This window comes from Paractinoplanes pyxinae (assembly GCF_026626335.1).
Lineage (GTDB): Bacteria > Actinomycetota > Actinomycetes > Mycobacteriales > Micromonosporaceae > Actinoplanes > Actinoplanes pyxinae.
Genome location: NZ_JAPNTZ010000002.1, coordinates 506,598 through 522,445, shown reverse-complemented (window position 1 = coordinate 522,445; position 15,848 = coordinate 506,598). Strand labels below are relative to the sequence as shown.

Genomic DNA, 15,848 nt, shown 5'->3' with positions numbered 1-15,848 from the left:
GTAAGGATCGGTCACCATTGTCACTCGCGACGGCCGTGATCGACCATGACGTTACCCATAGGCCCGACATGCGGGACACGGGAATTTTCCAGGCCGTTCACAACGACGGACCGGTGAGCGCCTTCCCCTTCAGGCGAGGCCACGCGTACGCGTGACAGCCCCGCAGCGTGAGGGTCTGCTGCACCATCACCGGGGCCGGCCCACCGGCGCGCGGGCACCCCTGGTGGTGATGACCCAGCTCGTGGCCGACCTCGTGGTTGATCACATATTGCCGATAGATCGAGAGGGGAACCTTGGCGCTTACGTACGGCGGAGCCGAGAGCCGCCACCGGTCGAGGTTGATGATCGCCTTCCCGGTCGTCCGGCACGACGTGTACGGGCGTCCGCCGACCCGGATGTTGGTCCCACCGGCCAGGCACATCCGCCCGGCCGTGTCCCGGGTGGCGAGATAGACCGTGAAGTCGGCCGGGTCGGCGCCGCCCACCCGCTGCAGGCGCAACTGCCCGCCGCCGGTCCAGCTGCGCGGATCGCCGAGGGTGGTCGCGACCTGCCCGGCGAACGCGGCGGCGTCCTCGTTGCTGCCCTTCTCGACCGCCACCCGGAAGCGCCGCAGCTGGCCCTTGCTGCCCATGACCGGGCCACGACCCGCCGCGTACGCGAACTGGCCCGACCCTCGAACGGGAACGGCGCCTGGCAACTGCAGCGGCGGCGTGCTCTTCGAAGGAGACGCCGAAGGTGTCGGCGAAGGCGAAAGTGAGGGCGACGGCGGAAGCGACGCGACCGGCGAGGGCGCGATCGACCGGACCGCCACCGCGGTCGGCCCGCCCCCCTGCTCGACCCGCCGGCCCACCGCGAACCCGGCGCCGACAATGATGACCAGGGCGAAGGCGGCCAGCCACCACTTGCGCCACCTGTCCCGGCGAGGCGGGGGGCGCAAGGCGGGCGGGGCCACGACTTCGTCGATCATCGCCCGCCAGCGTCGCACACCGGGCTGAACGCTGTCCGGCCCTGATGGATCTTGTGAGATCCGCGTCGCGCGTGTCTTTCCCCGACCGGGGAGCAGAGCGCGCCTATCCCCCGACCGGGGAGCGGAGCGCGCCTATCCCCCGACCGGGGAGCGGACGCTGTCCAGCATGCCCACGACGGCCCGCGCGACCACACGCGGCACCTCCATCTGGGCGACGTGGCCGACGCCGGGCAGGATCAGCAGGCGGGAGTCCGGGATGGTCCGGGCGACCTGCAGCGGCACCCGGGGGTCGACCAGCTTGTCGTTGAGCCCGCCGACCACCAGCGTCGGCGCCTCGACCCGGGCCGCCAGCCGCCACTGCGAGTTCTCGCCCGGCAGATAGGCCCGCAGGAAGCTCGATACCAGCCCGCGCAGGGTGCCCAGATAGGCCTTGGGATAGTGCTCGACGGTGTAGCGCAGCCGGATCTCTTCCATCGCCTCGGCCCGGCGCTGCGGCGAGACCTTGCGCGTGTCGCCGAAGCAGGCCTCGAGCACCTGCTCGGCCATCTCTTCGGCGGTGAGGCGCGAGAAGGCCCACCCGAGCAGGCGGTCGGCCCGCGGCAGGGCCAGCAAGGGCAGGGCACGGGCTTGGGCCGTACGCCGGATGTCGAGGAACGGCATGGCCGGTGAGACAAGCGTCAGCGTCCGTACGAGGTCGGGGCGCAGGCCCGCCACACGCACCGCGATCGAGCCACCCAGCGAGTTGCCGACCAGGTGGACCGGCCCCCGCCCGTCATGCTCCAGGTAGCTGATCAGCTTGCCCGCGAACGACGCGATCGAGTAGCGCGGGCTCGGGTCGCTGTAGCCGAAGCCCGGCAGGTCGACCGCCTGCGCGTCGAACCGGTCGGCCAGCAGACCGGCCAGATCGGTGAAGTTCTGCGACGACCCGCCCAGCCCGTGCACGTAGACGGCCGGTTCGGCGTCGGGCCGGGTGGCCGGGGTGTCGCGGACGTGCAGCATCGCCCCGCCGATGGTGACTCGGCGGGCAGGCCAGGGTACGGGAGCTTCGCCCTCCGGCAGCAGCGCGCTGTCGGGGGCCAGGTTGGCGCCTCTCATCGAGACAAGAGTGCCTCAAGCCGCCGGTTCACGGCGGCCAGCGTCGCCCGGACCATGGCATGCCGGTCGTCGCTGCTCACCACGGCCGAGCCGGCCAGCTGCTCGACCCAGCCGCCGCACGAGAGCAGCAGCACGACCACGGCGACCTGGGTCGCGCCGAACGGCACGGCCGCCGCGTGCTCGACGAAACAGCGGGCCGGGCCGTCCGGGTGGTCCGACTCGGCCAGCAGGTCGTCGACCGCGCCGGCCGTCGCCATCGCGCACAGCCGCAGCAGATAGCCGTCGACGGCGGGACCGCTGGCCACACCGGACGCGGTGCGGTTGCCGACGGTGAGGCGGACCTCCACCGTGGCGTCCGACCCGAACGTGTTGACGTGCACGTTCTCGATGACGATGCGGGGACCCGGGTGTTCGCCGGGGTAGAGCGGGCGCGGTGGTCCGTACTCGCCGGTGGGGACGACCTCGGCCGACTCGTCGACCTCGGGGACGAGCCGGGCCGCAGCGGCGTGGCGGTCGCGGGCCTCGCGCTCGCGAGCTTCCCGCTCGCGAGCCTCCCGCGTCTCACGTTCGCGGGTCTCCCGCTCCTGCTCCTCGCGTTCGCGGGTCTCGCGTTCCTGCTTCTCCCGATCCTGCTTCTCGCGCTCGCGCGTCCTGGCCTCGAGCTCGCGGGCAGCCCGCTCGCGGGCCTCCTTCTCGCGAGCCTCGCGGGCTTCCTGCTCGCGCGCCGCGGCCTCTTCCGCGCGGCGGTCCGTCAGGGACGGCGGACGTACGGGCGGGGCCGAAACCGGAGGAGCCGGGGCGGCAGCGGGCTCGGCGAGCCGGCTGCGGGGCACCAGGGCCGACGGTGAGACGGGTGCGGCCGCCGGAGCCGGGGCCGGGACCTCACCGGGCATGGCCGCGTCCAGGCCCATCCGATCTTGCAGCAGGCGGGCCACCCGTCGGCTCACCTCGGCCGGGTCGGCGCCCTCGGCGAGGTCCAGCCGCAAGCTGTGCGCGCCGGTCGGGGTCTGACGCAGCGACGCGTCGCGCACCCCCTCGACCTCACGCACCGCGGCCAGGATCGCCTGCACGTCGAAACCTTCCTGCCTTTCCTGGGCCGGCAGCACGTCGCCGCGGCGCAGATGGGTGGCGATGCGGGCCAGGGCCGGAGTCTCGGCAGTGGCCTCGACCAGCGGCGGCTCCGGGACGCCGCGGGGCAGGTCGGGCTGCGCGGGCACCCGCTGGGGCAGGCCACGCGGCTCGACCGCGGACTCGAGACGCGCGGTGGTCTCGCCGAAACCCGAGTAGGGCGCGGGCGGCTCGTAGGGCTTCGGTTCGTACGGGCGGGGAGCGTCATAGGGCTTCGGTGTCTCGTACGACAGGCGGCGCGGAAAGCTCGACGGGTCGTACGCCGGCCGGGCCGGACCGGGCTCGTCGGAGGCGACGCGCGGCACGCCCTGCACCGGGGTGCCGCCGCTCAGCGCGTGGCGGGGCGGCTCGGTGGTCTTGTGCTCGGCCGTGCCCCAGTCGGCCCGGCGGCCGCCGGGAGCAGCCGGGCGCACCAGCGGCACGGCGGCACGCTGCTGCACGATCGGCGGCGCCGGCTCGGGGGTCGCGTCGTCGAGGTCGCCCTCGTACGGGTAGGGCGGGGCGCTGCTGGGCGTCGGCACGTCGTAGGCGCGCAGCGGAGCGGGCCGCGCAGACGGCACGTTCCCGCTGGTGAGCCCGGGCGTCATGGTCCCGCTGCCGAGGCCGGGCTCGCGGCGGTCACCGGCACCCAGACCAGCCTCGCGACGATCACCAGTGCCTAGACCAGCCTCACGGCGGTCACCGGAACCCAGACCAGGCTCACGGCGGTCACCAGTGCCCAGACCAGGCTCGCGGAGGGAGCCGGCGCCTAGCCCGAGATCACGGCGGTCACCGGTGCCGAGACCGGGCTCGCGACGATCGCCGGTGCCCGGACCAGGCTCGCGGAGGGAGCCGGTGCCGAGGCCGGGCTCGCGACGATCGCCGCTGCCCAGGCCGAGATCGCGACGGTCACCCGTGCCGAGACCGGGCTCGCGTCGGTCGCCGGTGCCGAGGCCGGGCTCAAGACGATTGCCCGCGCCCAAGCCGGGCTCGCGGAGGGCGGCCGGCGGCTGGGGCGGTGCGCTGGGCGCGGCGGGGCTGGTGGCGGCGGGGCTGGTGGCGGCGTCGACCGGGCGCAGGGCCGGGGGCGCGGCCGGGCGGGGCGGCTCGGCGGGCGGCGTGGCCGGGCTCAGCAGCTCGGAGAAACGGGACCTGTCCCAGCGGGAACCACCCGTTCCGGGATCCACGGACGGGGGAATTTCGCCGCTTTGCTGGGCGTCGACGAAGCCGGGCGGGGCCGGAGCCGGGGCAGGCGCCGGAATGCTCGACGAGGGCAGCGCGGACACCGGGACGGCCGACGAGGGAAATGCCGGATTACGCGGGAACGAGCGCGTCTCGGCCCCCGGGCGGCGCCAGGCCGGCACCTCGGCCTCGGTGTCGACCGTGGAGCCCGTGAAGGACCAAGGACTGTCCGACGTCGCCCAGCCGTTCACCCGAGCGCGCTCGCGCGAATCGGCACCGTTGCCGCTGTCCGCGGCCCCGGCGTCCCCGGAATGCCCTGATTCATCCACCGCGTGCTCCTCGCTCGCCCCCGCTGAGGCTACCGTGTGCTTGCAGTGGCGATAAGTTGCAGCGGCGCGACAATTGCCCATCGACAGCATCACGCGCCGATCCGGGCAATACGCGCCGGCGAATGGGGTCCGACCCCCTGGAGGTTCGAGAGACATGACCGCTGCGTCCGGCGGAGCTCAGACGGCCCGTCCCACCCGTCTGCCTCGCTCCGCGCGCCGTAAGCAGCTGCTCGCGGCGGCTCAGCAGATCTTCGTCGCGCATGGCTACCACGCCGCCGCGATGGACGACATCGCCGAGCGGGCCGGCGTCTCCAAGCCCGTGCTCTACCAGCACTTCCCGGGCAAGCTGGAGCTCTATCTGGCCCTGCTGGACACGCACTGCGACGCGATAATCGCCAAGGTTCGCGACGCCATGCTGGCCACGGCCGACAACAAGGAGCGGGTCAAGGGCGCCGTGCGGGCGTACTTCGACTTCATGGATCACGAGAGCGAGGCCTTCCGGCTCGTCTTCGAGAGCGACCTGCGCAACGACCCGCAGGTGCGCCAGCGGGTCGAACGGGTCGAGCAGGGCTGCATCGCCGCCGTGACCGACACCATCATCTCGGACACCAACCTGCCCGGTGAGTCCGCGCGGCTGCTCGCGGCGGGCCTGGTCGGGGCGGCCGGACAGTCGGCCCAGTTCTGGCTGGCGAACGGACGGCGTACGCCCAAAGCTGAAGCCGAAGCGCTCGTAGCTGCGCTTATCTGGCGGGGAATCGCCAGCTTCCCCCTCCAGGGCGGCGCATCAGGCGGCACGACGGCCGAAATCGGATAGCCTTGCACGCGGTAAGACCGCGAGAAGGAGGGCCCCGTGGAGGTCAAGATCGGCGTGCAGCACACGCCGCGTGAGCTGGTGCTCGAGAGCGCTCAGACCCCGGCGGAGGTCGAGCAGGCCGTGACCGAGGCGATGGCCAAGGACAGCGTGCTGTCGCTCACAGACGAGAAGGGCCGCAAGGTGATCATCCCGATCGCCAAGGTGGCTTATGTGGAGATCGCCGAGTCGAACACGCGTCCGTTCGGATTCACCACCCGCTGAGTCAGCTCGATATTCGCTGAGGGCGTCCCCGCACGGGGGCGCCCTCAGCGTGCTTTCGGCGCGAAAGTCCGCTCTGAGGTGCACGATCGCCCAGTCGGGTAGACTGGCGGCGTTGCCGTCGACGTCGATCTCTACCGATCGCCGCGGCAACCCGCGCGTGCGGCCCGCTTTTCTCCAGTGAGCGTGTGGCCCGCGCCCTATCCAGACCGCGCCCCAGCTTCCGACGGGCGCACCACGAGAGGCACCCGTAAAACTTCATGACCGACAACATCGAGATCTCCGAACCCGCACTGGTACCGGTGACCAACCGCGCGCCGGTCCGGCCCGACAGCCCCACGTTCGCCGAGCTGGGTGTCCGCGCCGAGACCGTGGAAGCGCTGGCCAAGGCGGGGATCACCCACGCCTTCGCCATCCAGGAATACGCCCTGCCGATCGCCCTGCGCGGCACCGACCTGATCGGTCAGGCCCCCACCGGCACGGGCAAGACCCTCGGCTTCGGCCTGCCGATGCTCGAGCGGGTCACCGCCGTGTCCGAGGGCGCCGACGGCCGCCCCCAGGCGCTCATCGTCGTCCCCACCCGCGAGCTGGGCCTGCAGGTGGCCCGCGACCTCGCCGCCGCCGGCAGCACCCGCGGCGTCCGCGTCCTGCCCATCTACGGCGGCGTGGCCTACGAGCCGCAGGTCGACGCGCTCAAGAAGGGCGTCGAGATCCTGGTCGGCACGCCCGGCCGCCTGCTCGACCTGGCCAAGCAGAAGCAGCTCAAGCTCGACTCGATCAAGACGCTGGTGCTCGACGAGGCCGACCGGATGCTCGACCTGGGCTTCCTCGAGGACGTCGAGAAGATCCTGGCCATGATCCCCGAGCAGCGGCAGACCATGCTGTTCTCGGCCACCATGCCCGACCCGATCGTCGCCCTGTCGCGCCGCTTCCTGCGCCACCCGGTGACCATCCACGCCGGCCACACCGCCGACAGTGGCCCGTCGCCGTTGACCAAGCAGGTCGTCTATCGCACCCACCCGCTCAACAAGGTCGAGATGGTGGCCCGCATCCTGCAGGCCCGCGGTCGCGGCCTCACGATGATCTTCACCCGGACCAAGCGGGCCGCCGACCGGCTCGCCGAAGACCTCGACTTCCGCGGTTTCGCGGTGGCCGCGGTGCACGGCGACCTCAACCAGGGCGCTCGTGAGCGGGCCCTGCGCGCGTTCCGCAGCGGGAAGATCGATGTGCTGGTGGCCACCGACGTCGCGGCCCGCGGCCTGGACGTGTCCGGCGTCACCCACGTGATCAACTACGACTGCCCGGAAGACCCCGAGACGTACACGCACCGCATCGGCCGCACCGGCCGGGCCGGCGCGACCGGCGTCGCGGTGACCTTCGTCGACTGGGAAGACATGCCGCGCTGGGTCCTCATCGACAAGTCGATGGGCCTGAGCATGCCGCAGCCGCCCGAGACGTACCACACGAGCCCGGCGCTCTACAGCGACCTGGACATCCCCACCGACGTGTCGGGCACGCTGCCCACCGCCGACCGCAGCCGGGCCGGCCTGTCGGCCGAGGTCGAGGAAGACCTGGGCGGCGGTCGTCGGGGCCGTCGCGAGACCGGCCCGCGGGGCCGCGGCGGTCGCAGCCGCGGCGGCTCGGGCTCGGGTTCGTCCCCGGCGCCGTCCAGCTCGTCCGACGAGCCGGAAGGCGGCGAGCGGCCCAAGCGGCAGCGTCGCCGGCGCCGGGTCAGCGAGGACGCCGCGGCGGGTGCCGAGACCACCATCGGCGAGGGCGCCGATGCCGCCGTCGGCGACGGTCCGGCGACGGCGGACGCGGACGCGGACGCTCAGCCGAAGACCCGCACGCGGACCCGTCGCCGGGCGGCCACGCCGACGTTCTCCGACGGCAGCGAAGAGGCCGCGCCCACGGCCGACGCCAAAGACGCCGACACCGATGAGGACGGGGCGCCGCGCCGTCGCCGCCGCCGTGGTGGCCGCGGAAACCGCGGTTCCGGCTCCGGTTCTGAGAGCGCTGCCGCCGAGGCGGTGCCGGCCGAGATGACCGGCGGCTCTGAAGCCGGCGTCGGCACGACCGCCTGACATCCGTACTGGGAAAGCCCCTTGGTCCGTCACCTGGACCCGGGGGCTTTTCTAATGGCGGGGCTCGAGACCCAGCGCGGAGCAGGCCTCGCGATACATGCGGACGGCCTCGGCCCGCACCTGACGGCGTTCGGTGAGGCGCTCGGCGAACGGGACACGCACCGGCACCTCGATGCCGTCGACCACCGCCTGGAACTCCATCGCGTCGGCGTCCAGACCGGACATGCGGGCCGCGGTCGCCGACGGCACGCCGCCGAGCGCGCGCACGATCAGCACGTTGTCGTCGGCGTGGTCGTCGTTCATGTGCCGGGCGATCTGGGCGACCACCTCGGGCGGGAACGGATCCGTCACGTCAGCCCTTTCTAGGCCCAGCGGCTCTGCAGTTCGTTCAGGACGCCGATGTTCAGCCGGTAGGCCTCGGTGACCTCGGTGATGAACTCGTCCTGCTCGGCCAAGGACCAGGGCACCGAGTCGAGCAGGACGCGGTAGTGGTTCTTGAACGCCATCGGGTCGACGCCGTTGAAGACGAAGAAGCGGTGACCGTCGGTGGCGGGCAGGCCGTAGGACTGGGCGATCGCGGGGCCCAGATACTGCCCGCCGGAGAGGTCGCCGATGTAGCGCGTGTACTGGTGGGCGACGAAACCGGTGGCCGCGCGGTGGGCGACGTCGCGCAGGCGGGTGCAGTACGTCGTGGTGGCGGGCAGCGCGAACAGGTGATCGGCCCAGCGTGGCCCGTACAGGAACTGCAGGTCGGACTCGAGGGACGGGAGCCGGCGCAGCTCGGGGAAGAGGAACGTGCCGACCACGGGGTCGTCGGCCATCGTGGTGGCGGCCGACTCGAGCGCCTCGTAGATGAACCAGTGCTGCGCGGTCAGGTCGGCGTAGGCCTCCCAGGGCAACTGGCCGGCCGCCAAGGCGTCGAGGAAGCCGCTGCGCTGGGCCGCGTCATGCGACCCGACTGTGTTGCGGCGCACACGAACGGAGAGCCGGTCGGTCCCCGGCGGATCGGCCATCAGCGACATCGGCAAGGCACCTCACATCCCGGCTCATCAGCCTATCCATAGATCAACTCGGCCCCCACGGCACCTCACGGCGCGTGTGCGGCGGGATCTTACGCCGCGCTGGTTTCCGAAAGACGCGCGGCAGAATGGAGGGATGCCACAACAGCTCGCCGATGCCCTCGCCGAAGTCCGGGATCTGCTGCTCGCGCCCGGATTGACCCGTGCCGTCGCGGCCGGCCGCCGCCGCGGATTCACTCCTTCGGTGACCCGGGCCGAGATCCGGCCGGTAACACTCAAGGGTGGTCCGCGACTGCAGATCGTGACGGACGACGGCTCGCGGCCGTTCACTCGCAACGTCGAACCGGGCGCCGAGGCGGGCGCCGCGATCGACGAGCTGCTGGCCGAGCCGTTCGGCAACTGGCACGTCGAGACGGCCTCGGTCACGCTGCAACTGCGGGTGACCAAGAAGGGTGACGCTCAGGTCCACCGGGCCGCGGCGTCGGGGGCGGTCGCGGCGCCCGAGGGCCACGACCGGCAGAAGCAGTGGCTGCTCGACCCGGGCGACCCGCTGTTCCAGGTGATCGGCGGCAACGCGGCCAAGCGGCGGCAGATCGACGCCTTCCTGCGCGCCCTGGAGGCCACGCTGCCCGAGACGCTGCCGTCCCCGCTGCGGGTGGTCGACCTGGGCTGCGGCAACGCGTATCTGACGTTCGCGGCCTATCGCTACCTGGCCGGGCGCGGCGTGCCGGTCCAGGTGGTGGGGGTCGATGTGCGCGAGGACCAGCGCGTACGCAACACCGCCGTGGCCGCCTCGCTCGGCTGCGCCGACGACGTGACCTTCGTGGCCGGCACGATCGAAGAGGTGAGCCTGCCGTTCGAGCCCGATCTGGTGCTCGCGCTGCACGCCTGCGACACCGCCACCGATCAGGCGCTGGCCCGGGCCGTGGAGTGGAACGCGCAGTGGACGCTGGCCGCCCCGTGCTGTCACCACGACATCGCGGCCCAGCTCAAGGGCCGTCCCGCGCCGGCCCCGTTCGGCGAGCTGACCCGCCACGCGATCATGCGGGAGCGGTTCGCCGACGTGCTGACCGACTCGTTGCGGGCCGCGCTGCTGCGCCTGAACGGCTACAAGGTCGAGGTCGTCGAGTTCATCGACTCGGCCCACACGCCGCGCAACCTGCTGCTGCGGGCCCGCCGCACCTCGACCCCGCCGACCGAGGCCCAGCGGGCCGAATACGAGGCCCTGACCACCGAGTGGGGCGTGACCCCGGCCCTCGAAAAGATGCTGCCCTAGTCGATTTCGAGGGTCCATTCCGCGGTGTGCACCTGGCCGTCCACCTGGTAGTCGAAGAACATCCGGTAGCGGCCGCTGCTCGGGGCGGTCAGCCAGAACTTCACCTTGCCGTCGACCAGCGTGGCCTCGGGGTGAACGTGCACGTAGGCGAGGTCGCCCTCTCGCATGACCACCAGGTGTCCGAAAGCGCCGAGGTAGGGGTCGAGCCGGGCCGTCTTGCCGTCGGCCCCGGTCACCGTCATGAGGAGTGGCTGCGTCGCCTTGGTGTCGGGTGTTCCCTCGTACGAGACCGTGAAGCCGTCTGGCTTGTCGGTGTTCACGGGAGCGGGCAGGGCCTGCGGCGCGTAGTCCCCAGGCACGGTGAGGTCGCTGCCCAGCGTGGTCGCGAGCTGTTGCCCGCCGACGATCGCGGTGAAGTCGGCGATCATGCGGTAGATGCCCGGCTGGGCCAGCGTGAGGTCGATCCCCCAGGTGCCGTCGGCCGCCATGGTGGGGTGCAGGTGCTGGAACCCGGTCAGATCGCGCCGCACGACGATCAGGTGCAGAGGCTTGTCATGTACGACCGCGTACGTGGTGACGGGCGCTCCGCCGGCCCCGGCGATCCGGAAGCTGAGGCGCTGGGCCCGGCCGGCCGGGAAACTCGTCGTCGCGGGCACCAGGGTGAGCCCGCCCGAGCTGAGCGACAGCCCGCCCACGCTCGACCCCATGGGCATGGCCGCGCCCGCCTGCACAGAGGCGCCGTCGGCGTTGTGCGCGTGCGGCTGGTTCTCGTCCACGGTGGCGCTCGGCATGGCCATGCCCGGCATTGCCCCGCCGGTCTGCGCCCCGGCCGTGGGCGGGGCCGAGGCCGAGGTCGTCGAGTTGTTGAGCCGCCCCAGCCCGTACCCGGCGAACAGCACAACGATCAGCACCGCGCCGAAGGCGGCCAGCCGGAACCCGGCCTTGTCCCCCACCGGCGTCTCGGCCACCTCGACGGGCGGCTCGTCGACCATGCGGGGTGGGGCGTCAGGCATTCGCGAGCTCGTAGCCGGCCTCGTCGACCGCGGCGCGCACGGCGTCGTCGGTGAGCGGGGCCTCGCTGGTCACGGTGACCGCGCCGGAGGCGAGATCGACCTGCACGTCACCGACGCCCGGCAGGGCGGACAGTTCGCCCGTCACCGCCTGCACGCAGTGCCCGCAGGTCATGCCGGTAACGGTGTAGGTGCTGGTCACAGCCATGGCAAAGCCTTTCGAGAACGCGGGGAGATCAGGAGCGGACGAGCCGGGCGATCGCGTCGGACGCCTCTTTGACCTTGGCCGTCGGGTCGCCGGCCCGGGCCGCGTCGACGACGCAGTGGGCCAGGTGATCCTCGAGCAGGCCCACCGCCACCGCCTGGAGCGCGCTCTTGGCGGCCGAGATCTGGGTCAGGACATCGATGCAGTACGTGTCCTCGTCGACCATGCGCTGGAGGCCCCGGATCTGCCCCTCGATGCGGCGCAGGCGCCCGAGCAGAGCGGCCTTGTCGCCCGAGTACCCATGCGGACCGTGCTGCGGCGTCGACTCATCGGACATGACCCGAGCATACCCCCTCCCCGTATCTACCCTCGCTTCTGGTCACCCGGCCACGGCCAGCGCCAGCGGCAGCACCCCCTCGGCGCCCGCACGGCGCAGGGCGCGACCGGCCAGCGTCATGGTCCAGCCGGAGTCGACCAGGTCGTCGACCAGCAGCACCGGGGCGGACAGGGCGCCCAGCTCGGCCGCCACCTCGGAGGGGACGGTGAAGGCGTCGTGCAGCGCCCGGACGCGCTGGGCGCTGTTCCCGCGCGCGTCGGAGCCGTCGGCGTGGGCCACCGCGACCGCGCCCAGGAAGGGCAGGCGGCCGACCTTGCTGATGTGGGCGGCCAAGCTGCTGATCAGCTCGGGGTGGTGGCTCGACGCGACGGCGACCACGGCGGCGGGCCGCTGAGCCCAGGCGTCGTCGCCGTGAGCCCAGTCCTTAAGGATCTCGACCACGGCCGCGGCCAGCTCGTCGGGGATCGGGGCGTCGGGTGACTCCGGGCCCAGCAGGCCGCGCAGGCGGCTGCCCCAGCCCAGGTCGGAGAGCCGGCCGACGGCCCGGCCGGGTTCGATCTGCTCGCCGGCCGGGATCTTGCCCTTGAGCCCGATGCCGACGGCGGCCAGGCCGGTCGGCCACATCTTCTTGGGCGCGATCACGATGCCGGGGTGACCCAGGAACGCGTCGGCCGCGGCCAGCGAGCCGGCCGACACCTCGGCGTCGAACAGCGGGGCGGCGCAGTTGTCGCAGCGGCCGCACGGCTGAGCCTCGGGATCGTCGAGGCAGCGGCGGAGATATTCCATGCGGCAGGCATCCGTCGACGCGTACTCGATCATGGTTTTCTGCTCGGCCGAGCGCGCCTCGGCGACCCGGCGCAGGCGGGCGGTGTCGTACGTCCACGGTTCGCCGGTGGACAGCCAGCCGCCGCGCGACCGCCGGACGGCACCGTCCACATCGAGCACCTTGAGCATCATTTCGAGCCGGTTGCGGCGCAGGTCGACCAGCGGCTCGAGGGCCTGGGTGGACATCGGGCGGTCGCCGGACAGGTTGGCCAGCACGGCGCGCACCTGATCTTCCGGTGGGAAGGCCAGCGTGGCGAAGTAGCGCCAGATCGCCGCGTCTTCGGCGCCGGGCAGCAGCACCACCTCGGCGTGCTCGACGGCCCGGCCGGCCCGGCCGACCTGCTGGTAGTAGGCGATCGGCGAGGGCGGCGCGCCCAGGTGCACGACGAAGCCGAGGTCGGGCTTGTCGAAGCCCATGCCGAGCGCGGACGTCGCCACCAGCGCCTTGATCTTGTTGTCGAGCAGGTCTTGCTCGGCCGCGCGGCGCTCGGCGTCCTCGACCTGGCCCGTGTACGACGCCACGGGGAACCCGCGCGAGCGCAGGAACTCGGCCGTCTCGGTGGCCCCGGCGACGGTGAGCGTGTAGATGATGCCGGAGCCGGGCAGCCGATCGAGGTGGTCGGCCAGCCAGGCCAGCCGGTGGGCCGGATTGGGCAGGTCGAGCACGGCGAGACGCAGGGAGTCGCGCTCGAGCGAGCCGCGCAGCACCAGCGCGTCGCCCAGCTGGTCGGCCACGTCGGCGGTGACCCGGGCGTTGGCGGTGGCCGTGGTGGCGAGCACGGGCGTGTGGCCGGGCAGGCCGGCCAGGAACGTGCGGAGCCGCCGATAGTCGGGGCGGAAATCGTGACCCCAGTCGGAGACGCAGTGCGCCTCGTCGACCACCAGCAGGCCCGTCTCGGCGGCCAGGCCGGGGAGCACGTTGTCACGAAAGTCGGGGTTGTTGAGCCGCTCGGGGCTGATCAGCAGGACGTCGACCTCGCCGGCGCGGATCTCGGCCTCGATCAGCGACCACTCGTCGAGGTTGGCCGAGTTGATGGTGCGGGCCGTGATGCCGGCCCGGGCGGCCGCCTCGACCTGGTTGCGCATGAGGGCCAGCAGGGGTGACACGATGACCGTCGGCCCGGCGGGGGCGCCGCTGCCACCCTGCCGCAGGAGGGCCGTGGCCACGAAATAGACGGCGGACTTGCCCCAGCCGGTGCGCTGGACGCAGAGCACGCGGCGGCGGTCGACGGTGAGCGCCTCGATGGCGCGCCACTGATCCTCACGGAGCACCGCATGCTCACCGGCGAGCCGGCGCAGCACCGCCTCGGCCCGCTCACGGACGGCGGCACGGTCGGCTGGGCTGACTGCTGGGGTCGTCTCGGTCACGGGGCATGTCTATCAGGCCGGTCCGACAGAACCCGGAGTTATCCACAGGCGGAGCCGTTGTCCACAGGCAGCAGAAAACCGGGCCGGACCGGCGCAGAATCAGGGCATGTCGAAGACGATCGCCGAGAAGCTGCTCATCAAGCCGAACACCACGGTCTGGCTGTCCGACCCGGCGCATCTGCCGCTGCTGACGCCGATGCCCGACGGCGTTCGCGAGGCCGACCTGCTGGCCACGGCGAGCACGGCGGTGCTGTTCGCCGACGATGCGGCGTCCGCCCGCAAGCAACTCGAAGAGCATCGGGCCGACCTGTCCAAGCCGGCGGTGTTCTGGGTGGCGTATCCGAAGGGCAACGCGACCGACATCAACCGCGATTCGCTGTGGCCGATCGTGGCCGACTTCGACATGCGCCCGTGCGGCCAGGTGGCGATCGACAACCGCTGGTCAGGCCTGCGCTTCCGGCCCAACCGCGAGGGCGAGGGCCGCTTCACCGGCGGCGCTCAGTAAGGCCGGCGGGTGCCGGACGCGCTGAATGTGGCGGCGCGGGCGGCACGACATGATCGGCGCCGGACGCGCTGGATATGGCGGCGCGGGCGGCACCGGATCGCCGGGTGCCGCCCACGCCACGGTGAAGCCGGTCAGGAGCCGAGGGCCGCTTCGGGCGTTGTGCGGAGTGTGGCGGCCTTGAGGGGGCGCCAGGCGGCCGCGGCCACCAGCGCCATGGCCACGGTGGCGATCCAGTACGGGGCGATCAGCCCGTACGCGGTGGCCAGCGCACCCCCGAGCAGGGAGCCCAGCGCGGCCCCGCCCAGTTCCAGGAACGAGTAGACGCTGGTGACCCGGCCGAACATGGCGGGTGGGACGTCGCGCTGGCGGATCGTCGTCACCACCACGCCCCAGACCGTGGTGTGGATGCCGAAGACGACGATCATCGCCGCCACGGCCCACGGCTCACGGGACAGGGCCAGCGTCGCGTGCAGGGAGACCTCGATCAGCAGGCCGGTCCGCAGCAGGAAGCTCGCTATGACCTGCCGGATCAGGGTCGGGGCGACCAGCGTTCCGAGGAAGCCGCCGGCCGCGAAGGCCACGAGCAGCACGCCGTAGCCGACGTCGCCGAGGCCCAGGCGGCGCATCGCGTACAGCACGAACACCGCGAACGCGGCGCAGAAGACCACGTTGCCGACGGCCATGGTGAACGCGAGCGTGCGCAGCAGGCGGTGTCTCAGCAGCCACCGCACGCCTTCGCCGATCTCCACCCGCAGACCGGGCCGGCGCACCCCGTCATCGCCGGCCGACGGTGCCGGTCGGAGGGCTCGGATGGTGGCGATGAGGGCGGCTGAGAAGGCGAACGTCAAGGCGTTGACGGCGAACGGCACCGCGGCGGCCAGGACGAACAGCCAGCCGCCGAGGGGCTTGGCGGCGAACTGGTTCAGCAGGTTGAAGTTGGCGTACAGCAGGGAATTGGCCTTCGGCCGCAGCGGCTCGGGCACGATCGCCGGGACGAAGGCCGCCGACGCCGTGTCGGCCAGGGTCTCGCCGGTGCCGAGCACGAAGAACACGGCGAGGACGAGCGGCACCGTGACCACGTCGAAGGCGACGGCGGCGGCCAGCCCGGCCATCGCGGTGGCCCGCCCGGCGTTGACCGCGACGACCAGCCGGCGCCGGTCCAGGCGGTCGGCCCAGGCCCCGCTGATCAGCGCGAACAGCAGCCACGGCAGCTGCTGGGCGAAGACCGCGGCGGCCACCGCGGCCGGGCTTCCGGTGATCGAGGCGACGAGCAGGGGGCCCGCCACCATGAGAATGCCGTCACCCAGGTTGGAGACGGCGGACGACGTCCAGAGCTTCCAGAAATCCGCACCCAGGGGCGCGGCGAAAGGGGCACGCAAAAGAACTCCTCGAGCGAAGGAAACGGTCTGCGTCGACCGCCCCGAGGCGAGGAGAAGCGTGGGCCCGCCGGCTTTCTAACGGGCCGAG

Annotated in this window: 15 protein-coding genes; 5 read left to right on the top strand and 10 right to left on the bottom strand. The window is 72.4% G+C overall.

Translation table 11 applies throughout. The annotated features are described in order from the left end of the window. Window positions 1-97 precede the first annotated feature (97 nt). From OWR29_RS07030 to OWR29_RS07020, 3 genes are all read right to left on the bottom strand, one after another. Window positions 98-967 carry a DUF3152 domain-containing protein gene (locus OWR29_RS07030; RefSeq protein ID WP_267561692.1) on the bottom strand — a complete coding sequence of 290 codons (870 nt, stop codon included), beginning with the start codon at window positions 965-967 and terminating at the stop codon, window positions 98-100. A gap of 132 nt (window positions 968-1,099) precedes the next feature. Then, window positions 1,100-2,062, bottom strand: a complete 963-nt coding sequence (locus OWR29_RS07025; RefSeq protein ID WP_267561691.1) for an alpha/beta fold hydrolase — start codon at window positions 2,060-2,062, stop codon at window positions 1,100-1,102. Beyond that, a complete protein-coding gene (locus OWR29_RS07020) occupies window positions 2,059-4,680 on the bottom strand; it encodes a hypothetical protein (protein ID WP_267561690.1) in 2,622 nt (873 codons plus the stop codon). The genes OWR29_RS07025 and OWR29_RS07020 overlap by 4 nt, the downstream gene beginning before the upstream one ends. A gap of 154 nt (window positions 4,681-4,834) precedes the next feature. On the opposite strand from OWR29_RS07020, the gene OWR29_RS07015 reads away from it, so the two are divergent. The 3 genes from OWR29_RS07015 (at window position 4,835) to OWR29_RS07005 (ending at window position 7,836) form a co-directional block, all read left to right on the top strand. After that, on the top strand, window positions 4,835-5,494 hold the full coding sequence (locus tag OWR29_RS07015; protein ID WP_267561689.1) for a TetR/AcrR family transcriptional regulator: 660 nt from the start codon (window positions 4,835-4,837) through the stop codon (window positions 5,492-5,494). Between the two features lie 36 nt (window positions 5,495-5,530). After that, the gene (locus OWR29_RS07010) at window positions 5,531-5,755 is read left to right on the top strand and encodes a DUF3107 domain-containing protein (RefSeq protein ID WP_203761855.1); all 225 of its coding nucleotides are present in this window, start codon (window positions 5,531-5,533) and stop codon (window positions 5,753-5,755) included. Window positions 5,756-6,012: 257 nt separating this feature from the next. Continuing rightward, a complete protein-coding gene (locus OWR29_RS07005) occupies window positions 6,013-7,836 on the top strand; it encodes a DEAD/DEAH box helicase (protein WP_267561688.1) in 1,824 nt (607 codons plus the stop codon). Between the two features lie 51 nt (window positions 7,837-7,887). On the opposite strand, the gene OWR29_RS07000 is transcribed toward OWR29_RS07005, so the two are convergent. Both OWR29_RS07000 and OWR29_RS06995 read right to left on the bottom strand, forming a co-directional pair. Beyond that, window positions 7,888-8,187 carry a DUF2470 domain-containing protein gene (locus tag OWR29_RS07000; protein WP_267561687.1) on the bottom strand — a complete coding sequence of 100 codons (300 nt, stop codon included), beginning with the start codon at window positions 8,185-8,187 and terminating at the stop codon, window positions 7,888-7,890. Between the two features lie 11 nt (window positions 8,188-8,198). Next, the gene (locus OWR29_RS06995) at window positions 8,199-8,858 is read right to left on the bottom strand and encodes a biliverdin-producing heme oxygenase (protein WP_267561686.1); all 660 of its coding nucleotides are present in this window, start codon (window positions 8,856-8,858) and stop codon (window positions 8,199-8,201) included. A gap of 133 nt (window positions 8,859-8,991) precedes the next feature. Between OWR29_RS06995 and OWR29_RS06990 the strand changes: the two genes are divergently transcribed. Further along, complete coding sequence (locus OWR29_RS06990) at window positions 8,992-10,131, top strand: class I SAM-dependent methyltransferase (RefSeq protein WP_267561685.1); 1,140 nt, start codon at window positions 8,992-8,994, stop codon at window positions 10,129-10,131. Here OWR29_RS06990 and OWR29_RS06985 read toward each other — a convergent pair. The 4 genes from OWR29_RS06985 to OWR29_RS06970 are packed head-to-tail and all read right to left on the bottom strand — an operon-like array spanning window position 10,128 to window position 13,876. Then, a complete protein-coding gene (locus OWR29_RS06985) occupies window positions 10,128-11,144 on the bottom strand; it encodes a DUF8832 domain-containing protein (protein WP_267561684.1) in 1,017 nt (338 codons plus the stop codon). The two genes, OWR29_RS06990 and OWR29_RS06985, sit on opposite strands and share 4 nt — an antisense overlap. After that, window positions 11,137-11,349: a heavy-metal-associated domain-containing protein gene (locus OWR29_RS06980; RefSeq protein WP_267561683.1), complete on the bottom strand. Its 213-nt coding sequence runs from the start codon at window positions 11,347-11,349 to the stop codon at window positions 11,137-11,139. The genes OWR29_RS06985 and OWR29_RS06980 overlap by 8 nt, the downstream gene beginning before the upstream one ends. 28 nt (window positions 11,350-11,377) lie before the next feature. Next, window positions 11,378-11,683, bottom strand: a complete 306-nt coding sequence (locus tag OWR29_RS06975) for a metal-sensitive transcriptional regulator (RefSeq protein ID WP_184953800.1) — start codon at window positions 11,681-11,683, stop codon at window positions 11,378-11,380. 42 nt (window positions 11,684-11,725) lie between these two features. After that, the gene (locus OWR29_RS06970) at window positions 11,726-13,876 is read right to left on the bottom strand and encodes a RecQ family ATP-dependent DNA helicase (RefSeq protein WP_267561682.1); all 2,151 of its coding nucleotides are present in this window, start codon (window positions 13,874-13,876) and stop codon (window positions 11,726-11,728) included. Window positions 13,877-13,982: 106 nt separating this feature from the next. On the opposite strand from OWR29_RS06970, the gene OWR29_RS06965 reads away from it, so the two are divergent. Continuing rightward, the gene (locus tag OWR29_RS06965; protein WP_267561681.1) at window positions 13,983-14,381 is read left to right on the top strand and encodes a hypothetical protein; all 399 of its coding nucleotides are present in this window, start codon (window positions 13,983-13,985) and stop codon (window positions 14,379-14,381) included. A gap of 131 nt (window positions 14,382-14,512) precedes the next feature. On the opposite strand, the gene OWR29_RS06960 is transcribed toward OWR29_RS06965, so the two are convergent. Then, the gene (locus OWR29_RS06960) at window positions 14,513-15,760 is read right to left on the bottom strand and encodes an MFS transporter (RefSeq protein WP_267561680.1); all 1,248 of its coding nucleotides are present in this window, start codon (window positions 15,758-15,760) and stop codon (window positions 14,513-14,515) included. Window positions 15,761-15,848 lie beyond the last annotated feature (88 nt).